This is a genomic window from Serratia sp. K1WW1 (assembly GCF_055790865.1).
In genome coordinates this window covers 3,410,477-3,436,645 of the sequence record NZ_CM147697.1, presented here as the reverse complement: position 1 = coordinate 3,436,645, position 26,169 = coordinate 3,410,477, and the positions used below count along the sequence as shown (strand labels likewise).

At 54.4% G+C, this 26,169-nt stretch carries 27 protein-coding genes; 13 read left to right on the top strand and 14 right to left on the bottom strand.

Annotation, left to right across the window (positions count from 1 at the left end; all coding sequences use genetic code 11):
• Nucleotide 1 precedes the first annotated feature (1 nt).
• Nucleotides 2-2,581 (top strand): fimbria/pilus outer membrane usher protein, encoded by a 2,580-nt coding sequence (locus ACX9GU_RS15555; RefSeq protein ID WP_473192134.1) that lies wholly within the window; start codon nt 2-4, stop codon nt 2,579-2,581.
• 14 nt (nt 2,582-2,595) lie between these two features.
• A complete protein-coding gene (locus tag ACX9GU_RS15550) occupies nt 2,596-3,183 on the top strand; it encodes an AAA family ATPase (RefSeq protein ID WP_473192133.1) in 588 nt (195 codons plus the stop codon).
• 286 nt (nt 3,184-3,469) lie between these two features.
• Here the strand turns inward: ACX9GU_RS15550 and ACX9GU_RS15545 are convergent, their stop codons facing one another.
• On the bottom strand, nt 3,470-3,631 hold the full coding sequence (locus ACX9GU_RS15545) for a YnfU family zinc-binding protein (RefSeq protein ID WP_021178250.1): 162 nt from the start codon (nt 3,629-3,631) through the stop codon (nt 3,470-3,472).
• 538 nt (nt 3,632-4,169) lie between these two features.
• Between ACX9GU_RS15545 and ACX9GU_RS15540 the strand changes: the two genes are divergently transcribed.
• The gene (locus ACX9GU_RS15540) at nt 4,170-4,799 is read left to right on the top strand and encodes a LysE family translocator (RefSeq protein ID WP_473192132.1); all 630 of its coding nucleotides are present in this window, start codon (nt 4,170-4,172) and stop codon (nt 4,797-4,799) included.
• 57 nt (nt 4,800-4,856) lie between these two features.
• Here the strand turns inward: ACX9GU_RS15540 and ACX9GU_RS15535 are convergent, their stop codons facing one another.
• The 5 genes from ACX9GU_RS15535 to puuD all read right to left on the bottom strand — a co-directional run bounded on the left by ACX9GU_RS15535 (nt 4,857) and on the right by puuD (nt 9,962).
• Nucleotides 4,857-5,504 carry a winged helix-turn-helix domain-containing protein gene (locus tag ACX9GU_RS15535; RefSeq protein WP_473192131.1) on the bottom strand — a complete coding sequence of 216 codons (648 nt, stop codon included), beginning with the start codon at nt 5,502-5,504 and terminating at the stop codon, nt 4,857-4,859.
• Nucleotides 5,505-5,843: 339 nt separating this feature from the next.
• Entirely contained in the window at nt 5,844-7,124 is a 1,281-nt protein-coding gene (locus ACX9GU_RS15530; protein ID WP_473195197.1) for an NAD(P)/FAD-dependent oxidoreductase, read from the bottom strand.
• A gap of 10 nt (nt 7,125-7,134) precedes the next feature.
• Nucleotides 7,135-8,631, bottom strand: a complete 1,497-nt coding sequence (gene puuC, locus ACX9GU_RS15525; RefSeq protein ID WP_473192130.1) for an aldehyde dehydrogenase PuuC — start codon at nt 8,629-8,631, stop codon at nt 7,135-7,137.
• Between the two features lie 15 nt (nt 8,632-8,646).
• On the bottom strand, nt 8,647-9,204 hold the full coding sequence (gene puuR / locus ACX9GU_RS15520) for an HTH-type transcriptional regulator PuuR (protein ID WP_021178245.1): 558 nt from the start codon (nt 9,202-9,204) through the stop codon (nt 8,647-8,649).
• On the bottom strand, nt 9,201-9,962 hold the full coding sequence (gene puuD / locus ACX9GU_RS15515; RefSeq protein ID WP_021178244.1) for a gamma-glutamyl-gamma-aminobutyrate hydrolase: 762 nt from the start codon (nt 9,960-9,962) through the stop codon (nt 9,201-9,203). Before puuD ends, puuR begins: the two co-directional genes overlap by 4 nt.
• Before the next feature lie 236 nt (nt 9,963-10,198).
• Between puuD and ACX9GU_RS15510 the strand changes: the two genes are divergently transcribed.
• The 5 genes from ACX9GU_RS15510 (at nt 10,199) to ACX9GU_RS15490 (ending at nt 15,730) form a co-directional block, all read left to right on the top strand.
• Nucleotides 10,199-11,617: a glutamine synthetase family protein gene (locus tag ACX9GU_RS15510; protein WP_473192129.1), complete on the top strand. Its 1,419-nt coding sequence runs from the start codon at nt 10,199-10,201 to the stop codon at nt 11,615-11,617.
• A 127-nt stretch (nt 11,618-11,744) separates the two neighbouring features.
• The gene (locus ACX9GU_RS15505) at nt 11,745-13,115 is read left to right on the top strand and encodes an APC family permease (RefSeq protein WP_098931394.1); all 1,371 of its coding nucleotides are present in this window, start codon (nt 11,745-11,747) and stop codon (nt 13,113-13,115) included.
• Between the two features lie 92 nt (nt 13,116-13,207).
• A complete protein-coding gene (gene yddG / locus ACX9GU_RS15500; protein WP_473192128.1) occupies nt 13,208-14,101 on the top strand; it encodes an aromatic amino acid DMT transporter YddG in 894 nt (297 codons plus the stop codon).
• An 85-nt stretch (nt 14,102-14,186) separates the two neighbouring features.
• Nucleotides 14,187-14,459: a hypothetical protein gene (locus tag ACX9GU_RS15495; RefSeq protein WP_021804644.1), complete on the top strand. Its 273-nt coding sequence runs from the start codon at nt 14,187-14,189 to the stop codon at nt 14,457-14,459.
• A 392-nt stretch (nt 14,460-14,851) separates the two neighbouring features.
• A complete protein-coding gene (locus ACX9GU_RS15490) occupies nt 14,852-15,730 on the top strand; it encodes a nucleoside-specific channel-forming protein Tsx (RefSeq protein ID WP_473192127.1) in 879 nt (292 codons plus the stop codon).
• 61 nt (nt 15,731-15,791) lie between these two features.
• Here the strand turns inward: ACX9GU_RS15490 and ACX9GU_RS15485 are convergent, their stop codons facing one another.
• The 5 genes from ACX9GU_RS15485 to hutC form a co-directional block, all read right to left on the bottom strand.
• The gene (locus ACX9GU_RS15485) at nt 15,792-15,965 is read right to left on the bottom strand and encodes a hypothetical protein (RefSeq protein ID WP_021178238.1); all 174 of its coding nucleotides are present in this window, start codon (nt 15,963-15,965) and stop codon (nt 15,792-15,794) included.
• Between the two features lie 445 nt (nt 15,966-16,410).
• Nucleotides 16,411-17,946 (bottom strand): serine hydrolase domain-containing protein, encoded by a 1,536-nt coding sequence (locus tag ACX9GU_RS15480; RefSeq protein ID WP_473192126.1) that lies wholly within the window; start codon nt 17,944-17,946, stop codon nt 16,411-16,413.
• 358 nt (nt 17,947-18,304) lie between these two features.
• Entirely contained in the window at nt 18,305-19,105 is an 801-nt protein-coding gene (gene hutG / locus ACX9GU_RS15475; protein ID WP_473192125.1) for an N-formylglutamate deformylase, read from the bottom strand.
• Nucleotides 19,105-20,322, bottom strand: coding sequence for an imidazolonepropionase (gene hutI / locus ACX9GU_RS15470; RefSeq protein WP_473192124.1), 1,218 nt, complete (start codon nt 20,320-20,322; stop codon nt 19,105-19,107). Before hutI ends, hutG begins: the two co-directional genes overlap by 1 nt.
• Nucleotides 20,323-20,516: 194 nt before the next feature.
• A complete protein-coding gene (gene hutC / locus ACX9GU_RS15465; RefSeq protein WP_473192123.1) occupies nt 20,517-21,272 on the bottom strand; it encodes a histidine utilization repressor in 756 nt (251 codons plus the stop codon).
• 183 nt (nt 21,273-21,455) lie between these two features.
• On the opposite strand from hutC, the gene ACX9GU_RS15460 reads away from it, so the two are divergent.
• Complete coding sequence (locus ACX9GU_RS15460; RefSeq protein ID WP_473192122.1) at nt 21,456-22,826, top strand: formimidoylglutamate deiminase; 1,371 nt, start codon at nt 21,456-21,458, stop codon at nt 22,824-22,826.
• Complete coding sequence (locus tag ACX9GU_RS15455; RefSeq protein ID WP_473192121.1) at nt 22,826-23,395, top strand: HutD/Ves family protein; 570 nt, start codon at nt 22,826-22,828, stop codon at nt 23,393-23,395. The genes ACX9GU_RS15460 and ACX9GU_RS15455 overlap by 1 nt, the downstream gene beginning before the upstream one ends.
• Before the next feature lie 154 nt (nt 23,396-23,549).
• Here ACX9GU_RS15455 and ACX9GU_RS15450 read toward each other — a convergent pair whose 3' ends face one another.
• A complete protein-coding gene (locus ACX9GU_RS15450) occupies nt 23,550-23,759 on the bottom strand; it encodes a hypothetical protein (RefSeq protein WP_473192120.1) in 210 nt (69 codons plus the stop codon).
• 172 nt (nt 23,760-23,931) lie between these two features.
• Here ACX9GU_RS15450 and ACX9GU_RS15445 point away from each other — a divergent pair, with 172 nt between their 5' ends.
• A complete protein-coding gene (locus ACX9GU_RS15445; protein ID WP_059200596.1) occupies nt 23,932-24,120 on the top strand; it encodes a hypothetical protein in 189 nt (62 codons plus the stop codon).
• On the opposite strand, the gene yniD is transcribed toward ACX9GU_RS15445, so the two are convergent.
• Entirely contained in the window at nt 24,117-24,224 is a 108-nt protein-coding gene (gene yniD / locus ACX9GU_RS15440; RefSeq protein WP_223499378.1) for a small membrane protein YniD, read from the bottom strand. The two genes, ACX9GU_RS15445 and yniD, sit on opposite strands and share 4 nt — an antisense overlap.
• 338 nt (nt 24,225-24,562) lie before the next feature.
• On the opposite strand from yniD, the gene ACX9GU_RS15435 reads away from it, so the two are divergent.
• On the top strand, nt 24,563-24,949 hold the full coding sequence (locus ACX9GU_RS15435) for an ASCH domain-containing protein (RefSeq protein WP_021178228.1): 387 nt from the start codon (nt 24,563-24,565) through the stop codon (nt 24,947-24,949).
• Between the two features lie 3 nt (nt 24,950-24,952).
• Nucleotides 24,953-25,558 carry a cysteine peptidase family C39 domain-containing protein gene (locus tag ACX9GU_RS15430; protein WP_473195196.1) on the top strand — a complete coding sequence of 202 codons (606 nt, stop codon included), beginning with the start codon at nt 24,953-24,955 and terminating at the stop codon, nt 25,556-25,558.
• Nucleotides 25,559-25,611: 53 nt separating this feature from the next.
• Here the strand turns inward: ACX9GU_RS15430 and ACX9GU_RS15425 are convergent, their stop codons facing one another.
• A complete protein-coding gene (locus tag ACX9GU_RS15425) occupies nt 25,612-25,860 on the bottom strand; it encodes a DUF1480 family protein (RefSeq protein WP_021178226.1) in 249 nt (82 codons plus the stop codon).
• Nucleotides 25,861-26,169 lie beyond the last annotated feature (309 nt).

The following is a 26,169-nucleotide window of genomic DNA, read 5'->3' as shown; positions in this document are numbered from 1 at the left end:
GATGTCAAAATTTTTGCGCTACGCTATTCGGGAGCCGTTCGCCTCTTTGGCGGTAGCGGCGCTATCGATTTTTGTGGTGGGAAGCGTTAATGCGGCAACTGAAAATGTACCGCAAACCAGTGCCAAGAGCCTGGAGTTCGACTCGTCTTTTTTGAACGTTGATGACGTACAGTCGGTCGATCTCAGCCGTTTCGCCGAAGGTGCCTCCGGGTTGCCCGGAATTTACAAAACCGCGCTGTATGTTAACGATCAACTGATCAGTAATACCGATATTGAATTCAAGACTCGGGCCGATAAGTCGGTCTATCCCTGCCTGACCAGCGACATTATAAGAAATATTGCGTTCAACTACGAAAAACTGCCCGCCGATTTTTTAAAACAGCAGTCTAGCGGCGCCCTATGTATGGATCTGCAAAATAAGCTTCCTGAAGCCCAGGTGAATTTCGACAGCAATGAACAACGCCTGGATATCATTATTCCTCAGATTTACATGCTCAATATTGCCCGGGGAACCGTGAGCCCGGATTTATGGGACAGCGGTATCCCGGCATTCCTGCTTGGTTACAACGTTAATGGTTACACCAGCGAATCGCACGGCAACACCTTTAACTCGCTATTCGCCGGGGTGAATGCCGGGCTGAACGTGGGGGCTTGGTATTTGCGCCACAACGGCTCTTATAGCCAGATGAGTGACGGGCCCAGCCAGTACAGCAGTATCAATACCTATTTACAGCGCGATATTCCGCTACTGAAAGGGCGTATGTTGCTGGGGGAATCGAATACTACCGGGCAATTGTTTGATACCTTGCCTTTTACCGGGGCTCAACTGGCCAGCGACGAGCGGATGTTACCGGAATCCCTGCGTGGCTATGCGCCGGAGATCCGGGGGATCGCCCGCACCAATGCCCGGGTGACCGTGACCCAGGGGGGCCAGGTATTGTATGAAACCACGGTGACGCCGGGGGAGTTCCTGATTAATGACCTTTACCCGACCGGTTACGGCGGCGATCTTGTGGTTACCGTGCGTGAGTCCGATGGCACCGAACAGACCTTCAGTGTGCCTTATGCTTCGGTGGCACAACTGCTGCGCCCGGGGTCATCGCGCTATTCCGTCACTGCGGGTCAATTGCGTAGCGAAAACCTGCGTGATGAACCGGCTCTATTCCAGAGTACCTATCAATATGGCCTGACCAATGCCATTACCGGCTATGGTGGGCTGCAAATCAGCCAGGACTACTATGCGGTGCAGGTAGGGGCGGCATTGGGGATCCCGATCGGGGCACTGGCCTTTGACGTCACTCAGGCCGGCACGAAACTGGATGATAGCACCGATGCGAACGGGCGGAGCCAGCCAGGCGGCACCCTAAGCGGGCAGAGTTACCAACTGAGCTACAGCAAGCTTATCAGCGAAACTAACAGCAACCTTTCGGCGGTATTCCATCGCTCTTCTTCCCAAAACTACCTGGATTTTCTGACCGCCGCGCAAACCCGTGATGCGGCAGAGCAGGGGAATTTTCTGGACTCCATATCACGAGTCAAAAACCGCCTGACGCTGACCGCCGGGCAGGGCTTGCCGGATAACTGGGGGCAACTGTATGTCAGTGGCTCAGTGCAGGACTACTGGAATCAGGATGGCAGCGATATACAGTATCAAGTGGGGTATAACAACCGTTATAAGAGCCTGTCCTACGGCATCAGTGCCAACCGCAGTCACTCGAGCATCGGGCAGATGCAAACCAACTACCTGCTAAGCTTCAGCCTGCCACTGGGCCGCAATGACGAACTCCACACGCCACAGCTGAGAATGGACTTGTCTCATGACAGCAGTGGGCGTTATGGCCAGCAGGCCACGGTATCCGGTACCTCCGGCGTGGAGAATCAGTTCAGTTATGGCATAACCGCGATGAACGCCAACCAGGGGATGGGGACCAGCGGGTCGGTGAATGGTAACTATCGCAGCCGGGTCAGCGCACTGAGTGGAACCTACAGCACCGGGAAAGGCTACCAGAGCGGCTCTGCCGGTATGACAGGGACGGTGATTGCCCACGCAGGAGGGATCACCTTTACTCCCTACACCTCAGATACCTTTGCTCTGGTAGAGGCCAAGGGAGCAGAAGGGGCCAGCGTGTCGTCATATCCTGGGGTGAACGTTAACTCCCGCGGCTATGCAATGGTGCCTTACCTGAACCCCTACCAGATGAACGAAATCAGTATTGATCCGAAAGGCACCGCAGCGGACGTTGAGTTGGATAACACCAGCCAGAAAGTTGCACCGTATTCTGGGGCGGTGGTGAAATTGAAATACAACACTAAACAAGGGACGGCAGTTCTGGTGAATGCGACCTATCAGGGGGAACCGGTACCGTTCGGCGCCGATATCTTTGATAGCAAAGGCAACAATGTGGGTTCAGTGGGGCAAGGTGGGCAAATGTATGCTCGTGTAACGGAAGACAAAGGAGAGCTGATTGTGAAATGGGGCACCGGTAGTGAAATGCAATGTACTGTGGGGTATATGCTGATGCCGCAGGCAAAAAACAGTCCCGTTTCGGCGATCCAGGTCTTCGATTCAGTTTGCCAATAGGGCTAAATAGTTTAATGGCCAGAATACTTAAAAATCAGCCCCCGGTGACGCCGAAAATAAACAGAATACACATTTTGGGGGCCTCTGGAGTGGGGACGACATCGATCGCAAGACGATTGGCTGAACGAATTGATTGCCAACATTTTGATTCCGATGATTTCTATTGGCGCAACACATCGCCGCCCTATACCGTGGTGTATGAAACTCAAGAAAGACAACGGCGCCTGTCAACTGCATTGGCATCCCACAGACAGTGGATACTGAGTGGCTCGCTATGTGGCTGGGGCGACATGTTTATCCCATTCTTTGAGCTTGTGGTCTACGTATACGTAGAAAATGAAACTCGTCTTGAACGTATCCGTCACAGAGAGTCAATGAGATTCGGGGGTGCCATTTTGCCCGGCGGTGATCAATATGAGCGCTACAGGGAGTTTGTTGAATGGGCTGCAGCGTATGAGACATCAATTGACGTCAGTAGAAATGCTGTCCGGCATCAGCAATGGCTGGAAAAAGTAAACTGCCCCATTGTTATGGTCATCAACCACAGAACAGTTGACGATGCGGTGAATGACATTATGGCTCATATGCGGATGGGAAACTGATGGTAGTTTAGAAGCAGTGCTTTTATTCCAACCGAGTTGAGCGTCAGAGGCTGGGAGTTCATAGTCACGGTGTAAGCCGCAGTGGAAATTTCGGGATAGATTCCTAAATGAAGAGGGTAGGCATTACCCACTAACTTTGCATGGGTATAATAGCCGTGTTTGCCATATCCATTCAAACAACGTTCCGAAGTCCCGTGTGGTCTTTGCCGCTATCGAGCCCATTGATAGCGGTTTTTTTGCAGCCACTCCCGCCTATCTCAGCCGACGCGGTTCTTGCCTGCCACTCTCAATCTTCGCGTTTACGGAAATAATGTCCACAGTGGGGGCAGATCAGCGTGACGTTTTTTTTCACCTTGCTGCGATTTTGCGGCGAACTTTTTGCGCATTCAGGGCAGGTGACATCAACGGGGGCGTCACCGAACAGCTTAAAAGCATCAAAGAAAGACATCTTTTTCACCGGGTAGAGGTAGGAGGAGTTCAGTGTACCTTTATCGCTCGGTGATAGCTCCACATAGATTGGTAAACCACTGGTAGAGACGTAGCTAGCCGCGCGCTAAAAAGGGCGTAACAAGTGGGATGAAGGGGCGAGGGGGAAGAAAAAAGCCCCGCAAAAAATGAGGGGCAAACACAACAACACCAGGGAAATCGTTGATGATTAATCTGCTATTACTATATGTTTTTTGAGACGAGAGTTCATCAATAAATTGCTGCATTATTGCAACATTATAGTTAATTAATTTGTATGCATTTGGCTTTATTCATACGTTATGTGAATTTGTTCGCTATTTGTGAGCAATAAGTCCGCATGCTGGTTATTTTTTGTTGAAATGATGGCTTGGGGGCTGGTTTCTTGCCCCATCACCCCGTTCCAGACAGAATGTGACTTGAATCACATCGGGCAGATCCCCTATATTCCCCACCCATAACGAAGTTGTCGTGTTGCGATGCAGCGGCGCAGAGAGTTTTACATTTGTCCGGAGTTGTTGATGGAGTTAACTACGCTTTTGCTTTACGTGATTGCCGTCAGTGCGGTGATGGTGACGCCTGGCCCTTCCATGCTGTTGGCACTAAACAATGGTGCAATCCACGGTATGCGTATTGCCAGTTACGGTTTCCTGGGGGCGGTATTGGCCGATCTGTTGCTGATCGGCGCCGTCGGTTGCGGACTAGGGGCGTTGTTGCAGGCCTCTGAGCAGCTGTTTGCCATAGTGAAGTGGGGCGGTGCGTTATATCTGGTCTACCTGGCCTGGGTGCTGTGGCGAGCGCCGGTAAAGGCTTTGGCGGTAAACGCTAGCGCAGCCGCTGCGACTGGGAAAACGGCATTCCTGCGTTCCCTGATGGTCGGTTTGTCCAACCCTAAGGGTCTGCTGTTTTTCTCGGCCTTTCTGCCGCAGTTTATTCAGCCAGAAAAGCCGATCGCCATGCAATACCTGATCCTGGCATTGGTCAGCGCGATGATCGACTGTGTGATGATGACGATCTATGCCTACGGCGGCCGCCATGCGATGCGGAAATTCTCGGCAAATGTAATGCGCTTGGTAAACCGTAGCTGTGCCGGCATGCTTGGCGTATTGGCCGTAGGTGTTGCGCTTTATCGGCGTAGCGATGTGAGCTAGAGCCTATCGGTTAAATTAGCGGGCGCAGCATACTGCGCCGCTACTTGGCGAGAATGTCTACAGTTTCAGGGAGCTAACCAGCTCCCTTTTTAATAGGTGACTGCCTGTGTTAGCAAAAGAGGAAAGCTTAGGCATCTTGCCTGCTGACGGATTTGCAGTTAACTCGCAGCCCGCATTGTTCCACGTCATAGCGGTAGAGTTCGCCTCTTTTTCGTAGTAGTGCTGGTAGATGTGAAATATATGCACCACGGTAGTCACCGTTAATATAATCACTAGCGCAATTAAAACGTAAGTGAGTTTAATTTTACCGAGAAATTTCTTGTTCTTTTTGCCAGGTAATTCAGGTTCCCTCGAGTTAATTACGATCTCTTCAATCGCTACATCACTGGCTATTCTTAACCCTACTTTTGGTATGGTTTCTATGATATTTTTCTCAATACCCATGCTCTTAATGATCCGCCGTAGCGTGCTCAGGCATTGGTTGAGATTATTATTGCTGGCCTGCAGACCGTAATCATCCCACACTCTTTGCAGAAGCACTTCTCTCTCAACAATTTCTCCTTTATTTTTAATAAGAAAGGAGAAAAGTCGAGCTGCGGACGAGGAAATGGTGACGATTTCTTCCTGAAGTTCCTGATGATAAAAACCGACGCTATTTGGGCAGAAAAGGACATCTCCTTCGATGAGATATTGGGGCTTTGTCATGCTGATTCACTCCATGTCAGACAGTGTAATTAACTTAATTAACGTTAATCCTAAGTCTTATAATATTGTTTTTTGGGCGATAGGGCAACAAAGAGACAATATAAAATATAGTGGAATCAACAAATTTCAGTTTAAAATCCGCTCTATTTCACAACGGCAGTTATTAATGTTAAGTAAATGGTCTGTAAAATATTAAACGGTATTTAATAAAAATTAAGATCGCTAACTTACTGATAATTTTGCTAAACAAAGGTTCTAACTAGTCCGACCTGTAAGAATCAGCCTAGTTAGAAAAATGTATCAATTTAAGTAGCAAATTTGTGAGGAGGCAGCGTTGAATTAAACTCCAATTCGATCGCGCAGGGTGTAGTAGGCAGCGCCGATGGCGGTGAAGGGGATTTGCAGGTTACGGCCACCAAAGAACGGCAGGTGCGGCAGTTTGGCAAAGGCGTCAAAGCGTTCTGCATCGCCACGCATCAGCTCTGCTATCAGCTTGCCCGCCAGATGGGTGCAGGTCACGCCGTGCCCGCTGTAGCCTTGCATGTAGTAGACATTGTTTTCCAACCGGCCAAACTGCGGCATGCGTGATAGCGTCAGCAAGAAATTGCCGGTCCAGCGGTAATCAATACGTACGCCTTTCAGCTGCGGGAAAGTTTTCAGCAGCTTGGGGCGGATCAGGTTATCGATATCATCCGGATCGCGGGCACCATAGACTACGCCACCGCCGTACAGCAGCCGGTTATCGCCGGTTAAACGGTAATAATCCAGCAGGTAATTGCAATCTTCCACGCAATAGTTTTGTGGGATCAGTGAGGCTGCCACTTCTGGAGCCAAGGGCTCGGTGGTGACCACTTGAGTCCCGCACGGCATACTGCGCTTGGCCAGCCTTGGCTCCAGTTTATCGCCCAGATAAGCATTTCCGGCTACGATCACGTAACGAGCGGTGACTTGGCCGTTGGCGGTGCTGACCACCGCGGGTTCTCCGTGACGGATATTGGTGACTGCGGACTGTTCGAATATCCGTCCTCCTTGCAGGCGAATGGCTTCGGCCTCGCCCAATGCCAGGTTGAGCGGGTGGATATGACCGCCGCTGTGATCGAGTAACGCGCCAACATAGCGATCGCTGTTGACCTCCTGGCGGATACGGTCGGCATCCAGCAGTTCAAGTTGCGTATTGCCGTAACGCTCCCAGTGCTGCTTTTGTTCGATCAGCGCGTGGTACTGCTTATTGTTAAGCGCGGCGAAGATCCCGCCGGGGCGATAGTCACAGTCAATGGCATAGCGCTTGATACGGCTGCGGATAATCTCTGCGCCTTCAAACATCATGCTACCAAGCAACTTGGCGCTTTCTGCACCGTAACGGCTTTCGATCACGTCGATGTCGCGGCTGTAGGAGTTGACCAGTTGGCCACCGTTGCGGCCGCTGGCACCAAAGCCGATACGGGCAGACTCCAGCACTACCACGTTATAACCGGCTTCGACCAGAAATAGCGCCGATGACAGGCCGGTGTAGCCGCCCCCTACGATACAGACATCACAGTCGATCGATTCATTCAACTGCGGATAAGGCTGATGGTCATTGGCCGTTGCCGCATAGTAGCTTTTTACGTGTTCAGTCATCATCAATTCCTTATTCCAGTGAAATCCAGGTGGTTTTCAGTTCGGTAAATTTATCCAGCGCATGCAGCGATTTATCGCGGCCGTTACCGCTTTGCTTGTAGCCGCCGAACGGTACGGTCATATCGCCGTCGTTGTAGTTGTTGACGAACACGGTGCCCGCTTTCAACCGGCGAGCCATGCGGTGTGCCCGTGACAGATCGCGGGTCCAGACGGCTGCACCCAACCCATATTCGCTATCGTTGGCCAATGCGAGTGCCTGTTGCTCACCGTTGAAGGTCGTGACGGCCAAGACAGGGCCAAAAATCTCCTCCCGCGCGACGTGCATCGCGTTATCCACCTGAGTGAGAATGGTGGGGCCGAGATAGCCTTGATGACCGCCTTGCGGATGAGCTCGCCCATCAAGGAACAGCGAGGCTCCCTGGCTCAAACCCTGTTCGATATAGCTGGCGACTTTTTCACAGTGCTGTTGGTCGATCAGCGTCCCCATCAGCGTTTGTGGATCGAGCGGGTTGCCCGGTGCGAAGGCCGCTGCATGCCGCTGCAATGCTTGTAAAAAGGCCTGCTGAATACTTTCCTCTACCAGCAGGCGCGTACCGGCAATGCACACCTGGCCCTGGTTATAGAAGATCCCGGCCGCCGCGCCCTGAGCCGCCTTATCCAGGTCTGGGCAGTCGGCGAAGATAATGTTGGCGCTCTTGCCACCGGCCTCCAGCCACACGCGTTTCATGTTGGATTCACCGGCGTACGTCATCAACTGCTTGGCCACCTGGGTGGAGCCGGTAAAGGCGAGGGCATCAACGTCGTTATGCAGAGCCAACGCCTTGCCCGCATCGTGGCCGAAACCAGGAATAATGTTCAGGACGCCATCGGGTAATCCTGCCTGCTGTGCCAAAGCGCCAAGATAAACCGCGGTGAGCGGTGATTTTTCCGAGGGTTTAAGCACTACGCTGTTACCAGCTGCCAGCGCCGGGCCTAACTTCCAGCAGGCTAACAGCAGCGGAAAGTTCCACGGCACGATGGCACCCACCACGCCGATGGGCTCCCGCTGGATCAGGGCGAGCGCATCATTGCCGGTTGGGGCTATTTCGCCATACACCTTGTCGATGGCTTCGGCGTACCAGCGGATACAGCGGATCGCCCCTGGAATATCGTCGCGCAGGCTGTGGCGGATAGGCTTGCCGGTATCCAGCGTTTCCAGCAGCGCCAGTTCTTCACTGTGTTGTTCCATCAAGCTGGCGAGTTTGAACAATGTCGCTTTGCGTTTGGCGGGGGAGGCTTGTGACCAGTCGCCGCGTTCAAACACCTCGCGAGCCGCCTTGACGGCCAAATCGATATCGATGTGGCTGCCACGGGCCATCTGTACCAGTTCACGAACCCCGGCAGGATCCTGAATGCTAAAGGTTTCCCCTTCTGCCGCCGGGAGGTAACGGCCATTGATAAACAGCCGGTTCTCAATCTTCAGGGCCTGTGCCCGTTGTTGCCAATATTCCAGATGGTGGAAGTCCATACCTTGCTCCGTTAATCAGAATGTCGTCGGCGTATGTGCGCTGATAATTCGGCAAATGCGCGCCGAGGTGTTGCTGAAACTATGAGGGATCGCGGTGTTGATGGCGTAGCTTTGGCCTGCCCGTAGGTGAAAGCTTTGCCCGTTGACCTGCAGCATCACTTCGCCTTCCAGCAGGGTGCCAATCTCTTCCCCCTGATGTTTAAGCCGCTCACCGGTAGTGGTGCCCGGATCGTAGGTTTCGATCATCATTGCCAGGGTGCGGTTGGGATCGCCGTTGTGGATCAGCTTCATCGAAACCCCCTGGCTGCCGATTTCGATCAGATGGTCATGGTCGATCACGATCTGCGGCTCATGCGGCTGTTCCGGTTCGGTAAAGAAAGCCGATAGCGACAGCCCATACACCGTCAGCAGCTTTTGCAGCGTACTGATGGCCGGGCTGACCTTGTCCTGTTCAATGGTGCTGATGGCGCTGTGCGTCAAGCCAGACAGTTCGGCTACCCGGCGCTGTGATAGCCCTAACTGCTGGCGGATCTGCGACAAGCGTTTCCCCGGAGCCAAGCTGACGTCGCTCATAGGCGTTTTTCCTTTTGGTAGTGCTGGCAGGCGTTAATAAATCCTTCAAACAGCAGACGGGACAGGGCGTATTCATCGCTGTTCCATTCAGGATGCCACTGTACCCCTAAGGCAAAGGGCTGATCGCGAATGCTGAGGGCTTCCACCAGGCCGTCGGCGGCATAGGCTTCAACACGCACGCTAGGGCCGAGGGTTTTGGCTCCTTGGCCGTGCAGGGAATTCACCCAGAATCGGTGGCAATCCGGCAGCAGCTGCGCCAGCAATCCTCCGTCTTGCACGGTAACTTCATGAGCAGGGGCATATTGCTGCTCCAGCGGCAGATCGTGATCTTCACGGTGCTCGAGCAGCTCGGGTTGCTCATATAAACGACGGTGTAGCGTGCCTTGAGTCGCGACCACCAGCTCTTGCATACCGCGGCAAATGGCGAAAAGGGGAATGCGCCTGCTCAGTGCCTGGCCGATCAGCGCCAGGCTCAATTCATCGCGCCCAGGATCGGCGTCAGGCTCATCGCCGTTTTCACCATAAAGGTGCGGCTGCACATTACTGGGGCTGCCCGGCAGCAAGATGCCGTCGAGATGGGGCAGCAACTCTGCCAGCATTTCCGGCTCTGCGAGCGCGTGCGGCAGGGCGATTGGTAATCCTCCGGCAGCTAACACCGCATTCAGGTACTTTTCTTGCAAGGTCTGGGTGAGGTGCTGGTTTAACCTATACCTGCACATCACCACGCCGACGATTGGTCTGTTAAATATATTGCCCATGCTATCCCCTACAGGTTGTTCGAAATTATGACCGATAAGCCGTTTAATCGCCTTTTTTGTTCAATATTCACTAAATCTAGCAGTCGAATGGCCAATATTCAAACCAAAATTAACACTTGCAAAACATTTTTGTTGCATCTATGTTTCATTGGTGGACATTATATTGAGCAAGATGGTCAAAACATCGAAGCCAGTAAGTGTGAGAACCACAGACCAAACACAACGGCGGGTGAAACATGCAAACCAACATCGTAGAAGTCGAAAACTTTGTGCAACACAATGAAGAAAGGCGAAGTAGCACGTTCCAGCGCGAAGTGAAGAAGTATCTGGAACGTTATCCGTTAACCCAGCATATCGACGTGCTGCTGACCGATCTGAACGGCAGCTTCCGCGGCAAGCGCATCCCGGTGAGCGGGCTGGGTAAACTGGAGAAGGGCTGTTACTTCCCAGCCTCGGTGTTCGCGATGGATATTCTTGGCAACGTGGTGGAAGAGGCGGGTTTGGGGCAGGACATGGGTGAGCCGGACCATATTTGTGTGCCGGTAGCCGGAACCCTGACGCCATCGGCGGCCGATCCGCAATATCTGGGCCAGGTACTGCTCACCATGCTGGATGAAGATGGTACTCCCTTTGACGTTGAACCGCGCAATGTGCTGAACCGAGTGTGGCAGCGTTTGCGTCAGCGCGGGTTATTCCCCGTAGTAGCGGTAGAGTTGGAGTTCTATCTCATCGATCGCCAGCGCGATCCGGAAGGTTATTTGCAACCCCCTTGCGCCCCCGGCACCCAGGAGCGTAACACCCAGAGCCAGGTCTATTCGGTGGACAACCTCAATCACTTTGCCGATGTGCTGAGCGAGATCGACGAATTGGCCCGCCTGCAAGGGCTCCCGGCCGACGGTGCGGTCGCGGAAGCCTCACCGGGCCAGTTTGAGGTTAACCTGCATCACACCAATGATGTGTTGCAGGCCTGTGACCATGCCCTGGCGTTAAAGCGGCTGGTACGCATGGTGGCAGAGAAGCACCATATGCATGCCACCTTTATGGCCAAGCCCTACGAGGAACATGCGGGCAGCGGTATGCATGTGCATATCAGCATGCTGGACAAGCAAGGTAACAACGTCTTTGCCGATGCGGATGGTGAAGACTCCACGCTGTTGAAACAGGCGCTGGCTGGCATGATAGCCTTGATGCCTGCCTCTATGGCGCTGCTGGCTCCTAACGTTAATGCTTACCGCCGCTTCCAGGCGGGGATGTACGTTCCCACCCAGGCATCCTGGGGCCATAACAACCGCACCGTAGCGCTACGTATTCCCTGTGGCGATCGCGACAGTCACCGCGTGGAGTATCGCGTGGCGGGTGCCGATGCCAACCCTTATCTGGTGATGGCAACCATTCTGGCCGGGATTGTCTACGGCCTCGACACTCAGTTACCGCTGCTTGAGCCAGTTACCGGCAACGGGCTGGAGCAAGAAGGGCTACCGTTCCCGATCCGCCAGAGCGATGCGCTGTATGAGTTTGAACACCAGCCGGTGCTCAATGCGCTGCTGGGCGAACGTTTCAGCCACGTCTACCTGGCCTGTAAGACCGATGAGCTGCAGCAGTTTGAGCGGCTGATCACCGAAACCGAAATCGAGTGGATGCTGAAAAACGCCTGACGTCCTCAGCCCGATCCTACCGCGCGCCGGCGCATTCCCGCGGGCTACCTGTGGCCTGGCGAAGCCGTGCGCGACGGTGATGACTTCTTCCAACTGGGCGTACAGGACGCCGGTGAGGAATAACCCAATGACGATAAGTGCCATCGACGATAATGGCGCGGGCAAACCGCAACTGCGCAAGACATTGAAACTGTGGCAAGTGGTGATGATGGGCCTGGCCTATCTGACGCCAATGACGGTGTTTGACACCTTCGGTATCGTTTCTGGCGTGACGGACGGGCACGTTCCGGCGTCTTACCTGTTGGCATTGGCCGGGGTGCTGTTTACCGCCATCAGCTATGGCAAGCTGGTGCGCCAGTTCCCGACCTCGGGCTCGGCTTACACCTACGCGCAAAAGGCTATCAACCCGCACGTGGGTTTCCTCGTTGGCTGGTCATCGCTGCTGGATTATCTGTTTTTGCCGATGATCAATACGCTATTGGCCAAAATCTATCTTACGGCTCTGTTCCCAGAGGTCCCACCATGGATCTGGGTGGTAGGCTTTGTGATCCTGATCACCGCCATCAACCTGAAAAGCGTCAGCCTGGTGGCAAACTTCAACACCCTGTTTGTGGTGGCGCAGGTGGCGATTATCGTGGTGTTTATCTTCCTGGTGGTACGAGGGTTGCACAATGGCGAAGGGGTTGGCCAGGTGTGGAGTCTGCAACCCTTTATCAGTGAAAACGCCCATCTATTGCCGATCATTACCGGTGCCACCATCCTGTGCTTCTCGTTTCTGGGTTTTGACGCGGTCACTACGCTGTGTGAAGAAACGCCTGATGCCGCCCGTGTGATCCCGCGCGCTATCTTCCTTACTGCACTCTATGGTGGGGTGATCTTCATCACCGTGTCGTTCTTTATTCAGCTGTTCTTCCCGACGCTGGAGCGTTTCAAACAGCCTGATGCAGCACTGCCGGAAATCGCGTTGTATGTGGGCGGCAAGCTGTTCCAGTCCATCTTCCTGTGCATCACCTTTATCAATACCCTGGCTTCTGGCCTGGCTTCCCATGCCAGCGTGTCCAGGCTGCTGTATGTGATGGGGCGCGATAATGTGTTCCCGGAAAAATTCTTTGGTTACGTGCATCCTAAATGGCGCACGCCAGCGCTTAACGTGCTGCTGGTTGGTCTGGTGGCGTTATCGGCATTATCCTTCGATTTGGTGACGGCGACCGCCCTGATCAACTTTGGTGCTTTGGTGGCCTTTACCTTCGTCAACCTTTCGGTGATTAGTCACTTCTATATTCGACAAGGGCGCAACAAGAGCTGGAAAGACCGCTTCCATTACCTGATCCTGCCGCTGGTGGGCGCGCTGACGGTTGGGATCTTGTGGCTGAACCTGGAAAAAAGCTCCCTGACCATGGGGCTGCTGTGGGCGGCGCTCGGGTTTGGCTATCTGGCCTATCTTACCCGTCGTTTCCGCCAGCCTCCGCCACAGCTGGAGCGCCAACCTCAGCAGTAAAAATTTGGGCGCAGCGCAGCGCCCTTTCTTTTTCCCCTGTAGGGCAGTAGAGTAAAAATCCAAACAAAAATAACCTATTGGATCCTACGCTAATGCCTCCGTTGTCTGCTTCCCATAAAGCTACCTTGCTCGGCCTGCTGGCCATTGTGTTATGGAGCAGCGTGGTTGGCCTGATCCGCAGCGTCAGCGAAGGGCTGGGGCCGGTCGGTGGGGCGGCGATGATCTATAGCGTGGGCACGCTGTTTCTGCTGGTGGTGATGGGCATTCCCAAACTGCGTGAGTTCCGCCGTTCTTATCTGATCCTCGGCAGCCTGCTGTTTGTGCTGTATGAGATTTGCCTCTCGTTATCACTGGGCTTTGCCAGCAACCGCATGCAGGCCATTGAGCTAGGGATGATTAACTATCTTTGGCCCTGTTTTACCGTGTTGATGGCCATCCTGTTTAACGGGCAAAAGGCCAAATGGTGGGTGGTGCCTGGTTTGTTGCTTTCTCTGTTCGGGATTGGCTGGATCATGAGTGGCAGCGGCGGTTGGTCACCGGCACAAATGCTGGCCAACGTGCGCAGCAATCCGTTAAGTTACGGGCTGGCATTCAGCGGTGCGGTGATTTGGGCCATCTATTGCAACGTGACCAAGAGGATCGCCCAGGGGAAAAACGCGGTGGTGCTGTTTATCACTCTGACCGCATTGGCACTGTGGCTGCTCTATCCTTTCAGTAATGAAAGCGGCATGCACTTTAGCCTGCCGGTTGTGGTGGCGCTGCTGTGCGTGGGGACGGCGATGGGGGCTGGCTATGCCGCTTGGAACGTCGGGATCCTGCATGGCAATATGACGCTGCTGGCGACTGTCTCTTACTTTACCCCGGTATTGTCATCGGTGTTTGCCGCCGTGGTACTCAGCACCGCGTTGACCCTCAACTTCTGGCAAGGGGTGATGATGGTCACGTTAGGATCGCTGATTTGCTGGCGTGCCACCCGCGCCAACTGAGGCCTATTTTTTACCTGCGCAGGCGGCAGAATAATGAATTTCGAGCTAATCTCAAGGTAAGTGTTCTGCCAGAAGGAACGGGAAAATGAGAAAAGATATTCAATTTATTCAGCAGCCAGCGCTTAATGGTCACAGTTTCAGCACCGGCGACATCGTTCGCCTGACCACCGCTAACCTGCCGCATGAATACCAGTTGGATGTGATGATCCTGCGCCGTGACGATAAGCTGATCCATGGCTCGGTAGTCGTGGCCTCGCCGAAAGTCGATATCCCGGTCAGCCAATGGGAAATTGCCACGGGGGATGAGGTGGTATTCCGGCAAGAGAACATTGCCAAGGCCGTACCCGGAGCCCGCTGAAAAAACCAACCGGTTCGCCCTATAAAGGGGGGCCGTATCCTGCGCCCGCCTGCCACTAAGCCGACATAAGCGTCGGCTTTTTTACGCGCTTTTTAACCCCAGGTTAAAATATGGTGTTGAACACCAAGACACCAAAAATCGTCGTTTGAAACTTATCGACATGATGAAAATCACATCAAAAATGTTTTGCACTGCAATTTATTTTAAAAAATGAGAACGCAATCGATTACGCGATGGTAAAATGCCTGACTGGATCACAGATTATTACAGTGAGAGCTTTCTATAATGCGCACGGCTAACGGCAATAGGTAACCGTTCGTTTACAGCAGACGTCACCAGACTCATATCATTCTAACGGGCAGGGAATGGCCCACTCAGCATGTGGTAATAAAATGAAGAAAATAGCTCTCGCAGCAGGTGTGCTTATCTCCGCGTCTTTCAGCCCCGCTTCCATGGCGGCAGAAAACAAAGACAGCCAGTATCTTTCAGACTGGTGGCACCAGAGTGTCAACGTAGTAGGCAGCTACCATACCCGCTTCGGGCCGCAGCTGAACAATGACGTGTATCTGGAGTATGAAGCCTTTGCCAAGAAAGACTGGCTGGATTTCTATGGCTACGTGGACGTGCCAAAGTTCTTCGGCACCGGTAACACGCCAAACCGTGGCATCTGGGACAAGGGTTCACCGCTGTTTATGGAGATCGAACCGCGCTTCTCCATCGACAAACTGACCGGTACCAACCTGGGCTTTGGGCCGTTCAAAGAGTGGTATTTTGCCAACAACTACATTTACGACATGGGGCGTAACAACGCCTCCCGTCAAAGCACCTGGTATATGGGCCTGGGCACCGATATCGAAACCGGTCTGCCGATGAGCCTGTCGATGAACATTTATGCCAAATACCAATGGCAGAACTATGGTGCATCCAACGAGAACAGCTGGGACGGCTATCGCTTCAAGGTGAAATACTTCGTGCCGTTGACCGAAATGTGGGGCGGCAATCTGAGCTATATCGGTTTCACCAACTTTGACTTTGATTCCGATCTGGGCAGCGACAACTTCGTGGTGGATGGCCGCCAGGCGCGTACCAGCAACTCTATCGCCTCCAGCCACATTTTAGCGCTGAACTACGATCACTGGCATTATTCCTTCGTGGCACGTTACTTCCATAATGGTGGTCAATGGAATGATGGGGTGGATATCGGTACGCCGCAGGGACCAATCAAGTCTACCGGCTGGGGTTACTACCTGGTTGCCGGTTATAACTTCTGATTTTCCGTGGTATCAGAAACAGGAAACCCCGCGCTGGCGGGGTTTTTTTTCATCATTACGGCTAACTTTCCGCGGGTAAATGTTTAACCGGCATAACCAATTTACCCTTGATAACGTAGCACTCATTGTCGATCCACTTGAGGATTTGCTCACGGCTGACACCTTCAAATTGCGCATAGCGATAAATATCACCATTGAAGTGCAGCTGGATGTACTCCATCAACGTCATGTGCATGGTTATAACTCCTAAACGCCCAGAAATAGCGGTTTCGCCACGCTGAGTGGTCGAGCTTTTCAAGGCCTAAAGGTAGATTATTCGCAACAAAACAGCAACAAAAAAGACTGAAAAATGGCGCTATAATAGTGAAAAGTAGTAAAAAAATTCCCGCACGGGACGGCGGGGAATTGAGTAGTATCATTTATCGATGACATAAGATGGGTTTTGAGGTGCAACGAAAAAGAGCAGGTTTACTCATTTTTGTAGCCCACTGAAATTACTGGATGGCTTATTTTGCCGCAAGAAAAATCTACGGCATTTGTTCGGATATCATGAGTAGTTTTGCGCGTGAACAAATTTTTTTCTGATGGCCACGATCTATTTTTTTAATAATTGCTGTGAATGATATGTCGCGCTGAAAGGCGGGCGCAGCATGCAGCGCCCTACAGAGCACTGAGAACCTTTACGTGTGGGCGCTGATGTTCTTTTTGAACGTAAGTACCCGGCTGCGGCTGGCGATCAGATCGACCTGGTAACCGCGGAAATACAGACAAAACCGATTCAGGTTGGGCCCATCGTTGCTTTCAACCAATATCCGCCCATCCCCCAGCGAACTCAGGGTGCCGGTTTGCACCGCCGGGCCGACCCCAATGTGGATCTGGTTGCCGCAAATTTCGAACGCGGTGCGGTATTGTGGATGATACCAGTGCCCTTGAACCTGCTTGAGACAAAGCGTTTCGCTAGCGACCGGCAGAAAGCGGCGTGCAACGTGGCCAACTTCACCTTCTACGGCTTCGCCTGTCCACTTAAGGCGCATTGGTTGATGGGCCGAGAGCGATACCGCATGACCGTCTTCACTTTGATACAGCGGTTCGTTGGTGCCCAGATAGGCCACGGTGCCCCCTTTAACTTCCAACCAATAGGGTTCCGCCCGGGTGGCGTAGATGCCATCTGGGATCGCTGTGCTGCGTTGGGGCAGCGGTTCATTCAACAGCGCTGCCATCACCTGTAAAATGATGGCAAAGCTGTCACAATCTTCACGGTTGGCGACCAGCAGGGCACCCGCTTGCCGGTCAGGTGCCAGCAGAAAATAGGTCTTATAACCGGCATGAGAACCGCCATGGCCCAGCAATATCTGGCTGCCAAGCGGCGTTTTCGCCAGCCCTAGTCCGTAATGGCTGATTTGGCCCTGGCTGAGCCGACGCGGGGCACTTAGCTGCGTCAGAACCCCTTTACCAGGGCCGCTATTGGCCAGCAGGCATTGCAACCAGCGGGTGAGGGCGTTGGCGCTCCCTGTCAGGCTGCCAGAGGCGGAGAGATGCAAGCCAGCGCTGGTCTGTTGCCAACCGTTGGCCGTATGCCAATAGCCGGGAGCTAGCCCAGGCACCACATCAAACCAGCTTTCGGGGGCTTGTAGCTGTACGTCCAGAGGGCGGGCCAGATGCTGCTGAACCAGATCATCAAAAGCATATCCTTTAGTCTTCAGCGCCGCCTCAACCAGGCGGTAGCCGGTATTGGTGTAGGTGATCTCACTGCCCGCGGGGTAGTTGAGCCGGGTTAAACCATGGATAAACTCCATCACCGGCTTGGCCTCACTGACGGTGTTGACCGAGACGCCAAGCAGCCCCAGCGTTTGCCGAATATCAGGTAGCCCGCTGGTCATGTCCAAAGCCTGGCCTACCGTCACCTCCGCCAATTGTCCCTGCAATTCGGGCAGTAGACTGCCAAGGCGATCGTCAAGTTGCAGGGCGTTATCGGTGGCATTAAGCGCCAGCGCGGCAAAAATATGTTTGGTGATGGAGGCATAACGCACCACGGTATCAGCAGTGAAAGGATCGCGGCGGGCCAGATCGGCCAGCCCAGCACACACCACCGCCTGGGTAATATCTGTGTCAAACAGGGTGATAGCCCCACCGGGTTGGCCTGCGGTTTGCCAGCCTGCCAACAGTTGAGCGGCGGCTGCCTGTGCGGCGCGCCAGTTTAGCGGGGTGTCAGACATAGTTTCCTCCTGAGATAACGAACGCCACACATCCCTGTAGCCGACTACACTCGAGTGTCTACCACAGCCACGATAGAGACGTGGACGGCGGGTATGGCAAGGGTGGTCTTTCAATCCCTGATCTCTGCCGTATGACCGCTTGCAACGGGTGTGCATGGGATGAAAGAGGCCCAATTGTGGCGCAAGGGAAAAGTCACGGGCCGCTGTTTTGTGCGCTGTTCAGACCAGTGGGCAACCTTTCCATCAAAATTGGGATGCAGTGCGCAAATCGTCATGGAAAGGCGTGAAAAGACAGGAGGGGACAACGGTGAGGGCAAGGTTGACTCCGGCGCGATAGCGGCACCGGAGTTGTGGCGGATTAGCGTTGTTGCTCGCCCCAGGCCAGCATGCTTTCTATCATCTGCTGCAACAGGCGTTGTAAAGGTGCGGCCCGGGCGGCATCAAATTCAAATGTCTGCTCGGACATATAGTTCACCTGCGCTAGCTCCAACTGCACCGCGTGCTGGCTTTCCTGCGGTTGACCATAGGCACGGGTAATGTAGCCGCCTTTAAAGCGTCCGTTGAGCACGTGGCTGAACTGTTGCTGCTGCTGACAACAGGTGACCAGTCTGTCACTCAGTGAAGCTGGGCAGCTTTCACCCCCGTTGGTGCCCAGGTTGAGATCGGGTAGCTTGCCGTCGAACAGGCGCGGTATCACGGAGGCGATCGAGTGGGCATCAAACAGTAAGGCGTAACCGTGTTGGGTTTTTAGCCGTGTCAGCTCATGCTGTAGTTGCTGATGGTAGGGCTGCCAGATGTTCTGCAGGTATCCGGCCCGTTCTTCGTCCGATGGGGCGGCATCCGGCAGAAAACTGGGGCGGCCATCGAACAACACATCCGGAAACAGGCCGGTGGTGGCAGTGGTGTAGAGCGGTTTGTCATCTGCCGGGCGGTTCAGGTCGATCACCAGGCGCGAATAGTTACCCACCAGGACGCTGGCACCCATGGCACGGGCAAAATCGTACAGCCGTGGGATATGCCAGTCGGTGTCTTGCAGGGGGCGGGCCTCATCGGTTAGCCCTTTCTCAACCGCTGGCGTCAAGCGGGTGCCGGCATGGGGAATACTGATCAACAGCGGCAGTTGGCCGCTCTGGAACTCGAAAGGATCGCGGATTAACATTAACGGAGTTCTCCTCGGAAAATCACCTTGCAGGGCAGTTGTCCGCCCAACCAGTAAGCCAGCTCTGCCGGGCGTGCCAGCGGCCAGTGAACAAAATCGGCCACTTTGCCCACTTCCAGCGAGCCGTGGGTTTCCTGCAGGCCCAAAGCCTTGGCGGCATGCAGCGTGACGCCTGCCAGCGCTTCTTCCGGCGTAAGACGGAACAGGGTGCAAGCCATATTAATCATCAGACGCAGCGATAATACGGGTGAGGTGCCAGGGTTGGCATCGCTGGCAATGGCCATCTTGACGCCGTGTTTGCGGAACAGCTCAACCGGTGGGCACTGCGTTTCTCGTAACAGGTAGTAGGCGCCCGGCAACAGCACCGCCACGGTTCCGGCCGCTGCCATCGCCATTGCATCTTGTTCGGTAGCATATTCCAGGTGATCGGCGGAAAGGGCATGATGCCGTGCCGCCAATGTGCTGCCACCCAGAGCCGAAAGCTGCTCCGCGTGCAGTTTCACCGGCAGGCCAGCTTGTTCTGCGGCCGCGAAAACCCTGTCAACCTGCTCAGGGGAGAAGGCCAGATGTTCGCAAAATGCGTCTACTGCATCTGCCAGGCCTGCTGCTGCGGCTTCAGGGATGATGGTATTGCACACCAGATCGATATAGTCGTCGCTGCGTCCGGCATATTCCGGTGGCAGGGCATGAGCGGCCAGGCAGGTGGTTTTCACCTCAAGCGGCAAGGTCGCGCCTAACTGACGTGCCACGCGTAACATTTTCAGCTCGCTGGACAGCGTTAATCCGTAACCGGATTTTATCTCCACGCAGGTGACGCCTTCGGCCAGCAGTGGCAGCAGACGCAGCAGCGTCTCATGCAGTAACTGGGGTTCTTCTGCATCGCGCGTGGCCTTGACCGTGGAGATAATGCCTCCGCCCTGAGCAGCAATCTCTGCGTAGCTCACCCCGTTCAAACGTTGTTCAAACTCACCACTGCGGTTGCCGCCAAACACCAGGTGCGTGTGGCAATCCACCAGGCCGGGGGTGATGATGCCACCGTCAAGCTTCACCGTTTTGGCCGCGATCAAGGCTGGCATAGTGGCCTGTTCACCCAACCAGACAATCTTGCCTGCACGCACGGCGATCGCGCCGTTGCTGATGATGTGATACTTGCCGTCACGCATGGTGACGATATCGGCCCCGTGCCATAGGCTGTCGCAGTGGATCTCAGACGTCATGGTGTTCCCGCTCCCACATGGTTGTATATACAATTAAAAACAACCTAGCGCATTCGCCGGGCTGCGACAAGAGAGGGGATAAAAATTTGTTACCGAGATGTGATGAAACGCGAAAAAGGCAGGGTTGAACGTCATTGGATTCGACCGTAGGGGCGCTTTACGCTGCGCCCCCTGGGTAGCACGCTCTGTCCAACTTAAACCTGATTGATAAAACGGCCAAACAGCTGATAGCGGCTGCCTGGATAGAGCAGGCGGGCAGAGGTCACCACCATTTTGCCAGACCAGGTGCGACGATGGATCAGCAGGCCCGGCTCGTGGTCTTCCAATTGCAGCAGTTCGCGCTCCTGCTTGGTTGGCACCACGGCTTCGACAATATGTTCACCTGCGGTCAGCGGAGCGGACTGGGTCAGGTAAATATAGGGCGTGACCCGATCGAAATCCTGCTTCATATAATCTGGGGCCGCCAGCGGGTTGACGCAGCGATCTTCCACCTGCACCGGCACGTCATTTTCATAATGCACAATCTGCGAGTAGAACAGCTCCTGGCCCGGCGGGATCCCCAATGCCGTCGCCTCCTCTGCGCTGGCAGGGCGGGCGATCAGCTGCAAAATTTTACTGCTGTGACGGTGCCCACGGGCGGCGATCTCATCGGCGATATTATGCACTTCCAACAGCGCGGTGTGTGCCTTGGCCTCGGCCACGAAGGTGCCAACGCCCTGCATGCGGATCAAAAAACCCTCGCTGGTCAATTCACGCAAGGCCCGGTTGATGGTCATGCGGCTGACGCCCAGCTCGCTGACCAGTTCACTTTCCGAGGGAACGCGTTGGTGCGGCTGCCAGTGGCCCGCACGGATTTGACTTACGATGGCCTGTTTGACCCGTTGATAGATCGGGGCGGGGGTTTCGCTCATTGCTGCAGCCAGCTGCAACACGGTCTGTTGATCTACCACGACGTTAACCTCGTCAAATAAAAAAATAATAACACCAGTTTACTGTTGATGTTGAAGATATGTATATGTATATACAAGTAAGCGTCCGTTCACCAGATGAATGAAACTGGTTTACAAATTTTTTACCTGCGCGGCGTGACAGTCGTGCGTTCTTAGCCGTTACACCTACTTTGGAATACTGCTATGCCTGCTTATTTTGCCTCTCGCGCACTGCTTCCGACCGGTTGGGCCCATAACGTACGGCTCGAAGTCGATGCTCACGGCCAATTGGCCCAAGTGACCACCAATGCTGACTCCGACGGTTGCCTGCGCCTGCACGGCGACGTGGTGCCGGGCATGCCAAACCTGCACTCTCATGCCTTCCAGCGCGCGATGGCCGGGCTGGCAGAGGTAGCGGGCAACCCACAAGACAGCTTCTGGACCTGGCGCGATCTGATGTATCGCCTGGTTCAGCGCTTAACCCCGGAGCAGGTTGGGGTTATCGCCCGTCAACTGTATATCGAAATGCTCAAGGGCGGCTACACCCAGGTTGCCGAGTTCCATTACCTGCATCACACACCGGAAGGAAAAGCTTATGCCGACCGGGGCGAGATGACCGGGCGCCTCAGCGAGGCAGCGCTTCAGGCAGGCATTGGCATGACCCTATTGCCGGTGCTTTACAGCTACGCCGGGTTTGGTGCTCAGCCTGCGCAAGCGGGGCAACGGCGCTTTATTCAGAGTGCGGAGAGCTACCTCGAACAGCAACAGGTGATAGCCCGCCAACTGTCAGGCCAGCCATTGCAGAATCAGGGGTTATGTTTCCATTCGCTGCGGGCGGTTGAACTGGGGCAGATGCAGCAGATCCTGGCGGCCTCTGACCAGACCTTGCCGGTACATATTCATATCGCCGAGCAGCAAAAAGAGGTCAACGACTGCCTGGCCTGGAGTGGACAACGTCCGGTGGCCTGGCTGTATGAACATTTGCCGGTGGATAGCCGCTGGTGTCTGGTGCATGCCACTCATCTGGATCGTGAAGAGCTTGAGCAACTGGCTCGCAGCAAAGCGGTTGCCGGATTATGCCCGACTACCGAGGCCAACCTGGGGGACGGCATTTTCCCAGGCGACAGTTATTTGCACCACCAGGGGCGCTGGGGGATCGGTTCGGACAGCCACGTTTCCCTAAACGTGGTGGAAGAGTTACGCTGGTTTGAGTATGGGCAGCGGCTGCGCGATCAGCGCCGTAACCGCCTGACCACGCCAGAGCAACCCGCTGTGGCAGACGTGCTTTATCAACAGGCATTACGGGGCGGTGCTCAGGCCTGTGGTACGGCAATTGGCAAGCTGGCGGTAGGCTATCGTGCGGACTGGTTGGTGCTGGATGGTGAGGACCCGTATCTGGCATCTGCGCCTGATGCTTCTATCCTCAACCGCTGGCTGTTTGCCGGGGGCAAAGAGCAGATCCGCGACGTATTTGTTGCCGGCCGGCAGGTGATTGAGCAGGGGCGTCACGCGTTGCAACAGCAAAGCAGCGCTGAGTTCCTACAGGTGCTGAAAACGTTCCAACAGGAGGCGTGATGAAACTGAACCGTTTCGATTTTGCCGAGCTGCCGGTGAGCCCTTGGCGTAATGGCGGCGGAGAAACTCGTGAAATTACCTGCCAACCGCCGGGCAACGCCGACTTCGGCTGGCGCGCGAGCATTGCTACCATCGCGCAGGATGGGCCTTTCTCGGCCTTTAACGGCATTGACCGTTCCATCACTTTGCTGGAGGGCGATGGCGTACATTTGTTCAGCGAAGGCCTGATCGATCACCGGTTGCAACGCATCGGTGAGCCGTTTGCCTTCTCTGGCGATGTGGCGCTAGAGGCCAGATTATTAGGCGGCAGCAGCCAGGACTTCAACATCATGACGCGGCGTGGCCACTACCAGGCGCAGGTGCAACGCATTGCTGAAACCATCGGGCTATCGCTACAGCATGCCGGTGTGTTGTATGTGCTGCGAGGGCAATGGCAGTTGCCAGACGGCCGCTTGCTGGCCGCACGGCAGGGTTGCTGGTGGCTACCAGGGGATGGCCCGCTACGGCTGGTGGCTCAGGGCAATGATGCGCGGGCCTTATGGGCCGATATCGTGCCTGCCACGCTGTGATAGGGGGCTGTAGGCCGAGCCTGCGCATTCTTTGTCGCCAATCTGGACTATTCCGATTACTCTGCCAGGGCTGACGTGAGAATATAACACCAAGAGAGGCCGGGCTTGCATACCTTGGGCTCTTACAGGATCGCCAACCACTTCGGTTGGCGATTCACTTTCCCTCTTTCAGCATGTTGATCGCTGCCCCGATCAGGATGCGCTGCTCGATATCGTTGCTTTCTGCCAGATGCTGCGCCAACTGCCTGGACAGGTTCTCCACCGACAATTCCTCGCCGCGATGACGCAACTGCATCACGCTGTCGCCAATCAATCGGGCAACCTCATCCCATACTGGTTTGATCTCCTGTTCCGAGAACTTCATCGCTAACCTCGGCTGGGTGATTTTTGCTCAATGTAGCAGTTGCCAACCGGCTACGCCAGCCGTCAGGCCACAGAGAAAATAAAACCGGAAGTATAAAAATCATCCCATCAGTGTTTCTTCTGGTTTTTATATTCAATACTGGATTGGTCAAATCAACGAGAGGGGCGCAACCATGAAACTGGTCGAACAATTAGCGGCTTATTATCAACTTAGCCGAGATGCCGAAGTGAAAAACCGCTGGTGCCGTTGGTGGCTACCACAGGGGGAGGCCCGCATCGCCTATTTGCGTGAGCTGTTGGAGCCAGTGGCCAAAGCGCCTCCTACCCGAGCGGGAGAGGCGGTTAACAAAATGCAGGATTAGCCGAAGACGATAGCTGCCCAGCGCAATAGCAGCAGGGCCAGACAGATCAGCACCAGGATCACAAACATTTTCCAGTGTTTGGTACGCATACGCTTGGTTGGCAATTCGGGGTTCCTTATTTTTCTTTAGACGCAGAGGTACCAACTACCCAGAGCGATGAGGATGATGGCTAAAACTGTGATGATTTTCAGTAAATCACTGAAGGTGTCATCGGGATCTTGCTCTGCCTGGTTCATTTTATTGCCCTGGCAGGTTGGCTGCCATTGAGGACGTGTTGATACACAGTATGAATGCTGCACTGCGATACGCACAGAACTTTACCGTAAAGTCAGGTAAAAAGCAGGGGCTGCGAGCCGGTGTGGCAACGTGATGGATGCAGACGTGAGGGAATACGGTGTAATATTGCCTGAGCACCTGTGACTCAATCAATAAAGGTAAAGCAATGGCCATTCCTGAAAAGTATGAAAATGTAGAACGTTGGGCGTTTGGTGATACCGAACAGCAGGCGGATGAGTTGGTGAAGCTGGTGCTGGATGGCGTCAAAACCGCCACCTGTTCCAATCTGGATGGCGAAGGTATTCCGCAGCCTGGAGATGTTTTTGTGGTAGTGGACGGCAAGAATGAGCCGGTGTGCGCCATTGAGCTGACGACGGTGGATATGAGTACCTATGAGCAAGTGGATGCTGCTCATGCTCTGGCTGAGGGGGAAGGCGATCGCTCGCTGGATTACTGGCGCAAAGAGCACAAACGCTTCTTCGAAGAGTATGAACTGTTCTCACCGGATATGACGCTGGTGTTGATGCATTTCAAGGTTATTGAAAAATTCTGAGTGATGTCACGGCCTGAAGTGCCCTACGTGTGTCAATGGGCGACGCCAGAGCTGGCTGCCGATCTGATAGCCGGGCATGCCTCGTTGGCGGATGATGCCAACTGGGTGCTGAGCGGGGCGGCCAGCCAGGCGGAATATGTCGAGTGGGCCAACCACGTGTGCGGCATGGCCTGTTTGAAAATGATGCTGACGCACCGGGATGGCACGGCGCCGCCCTTGCTGGAGCTGGCACGCCGCAGCATGCCTTACGGGGCCTATGTGCGCGACGGCGAACGGATCAAGGGGCTGATTTATGCGCCCTTTGTGGTGTTTGTGCGTGAACAGTTTGCGCTAACGGCAGAGGTGCGAGTCAATCTCGATGAACGTCAGTTGCCGCAGTTGCTGGAGCAACACCGCTATTTTATCGCCTCGGTGCATCCGAGTATCCGGCAGCCAGCGGCACAGCCGCCAGCGCGGGGTGGGCATCTAGTGTTGGTGTTCGCTGCAGATCGGCATAGCGTTACCTTTCATAATCCTTCCGGTGATAGCCTTGCCAGTCGCCAGAAGGTGACAATGTCACTGGCAGATTTTGGCCGTTTCTTTGCCGGGCGCGGTATCGCCATCGCATAAAACAACGTGCCGTGCCCAATGGGAACACGGCGCGTCTTTTCTCCTGAACCTCTCTACTCCAGCCGCATCACCCAGGCATCCGCATGTCGATCGTAATGCTGTTTGTACAGCAGCGACTGTTGGCCATCCAGCATAGCCGGAATACTGGTGTGCTCGTCCCAACCGTCTAGCTGCATGCACAGGTCGGGGTCCGATTTGCAGGGGATCGCCAGGGTGCTTTTCCCTTCGGCGTGTTCAGATGCTGGCGTTAAATGCGCGTCATCAACCTCGAAGCTGCCTATTTTCACGACGGTTTTGCCCATTGGAACTCCTTGCTGAAGCTGGTGGTATGAGGTGTGACCAGTTGCGACCACCCACTAAGCATAGACAAACGGACGAAAAAGTCACAAAAAAAGTAGTCATCGGCCCGCCGGACGCTGCTCGTGGCACCAGACCCAACCATTAATGCTTACTTAATAGCCACGATAAATATTAACGTTCCTCACTATCGCACTCCTTAACCATTTTAAAGTCGAGGTATGGCGCGCTTTGCTGGAGTAAAGTTTGTTAATAACATGGAAAATGGTTTTTTATTCTTATTTCGTTTAAAGCAGACAAATTCCGCTTAAGCT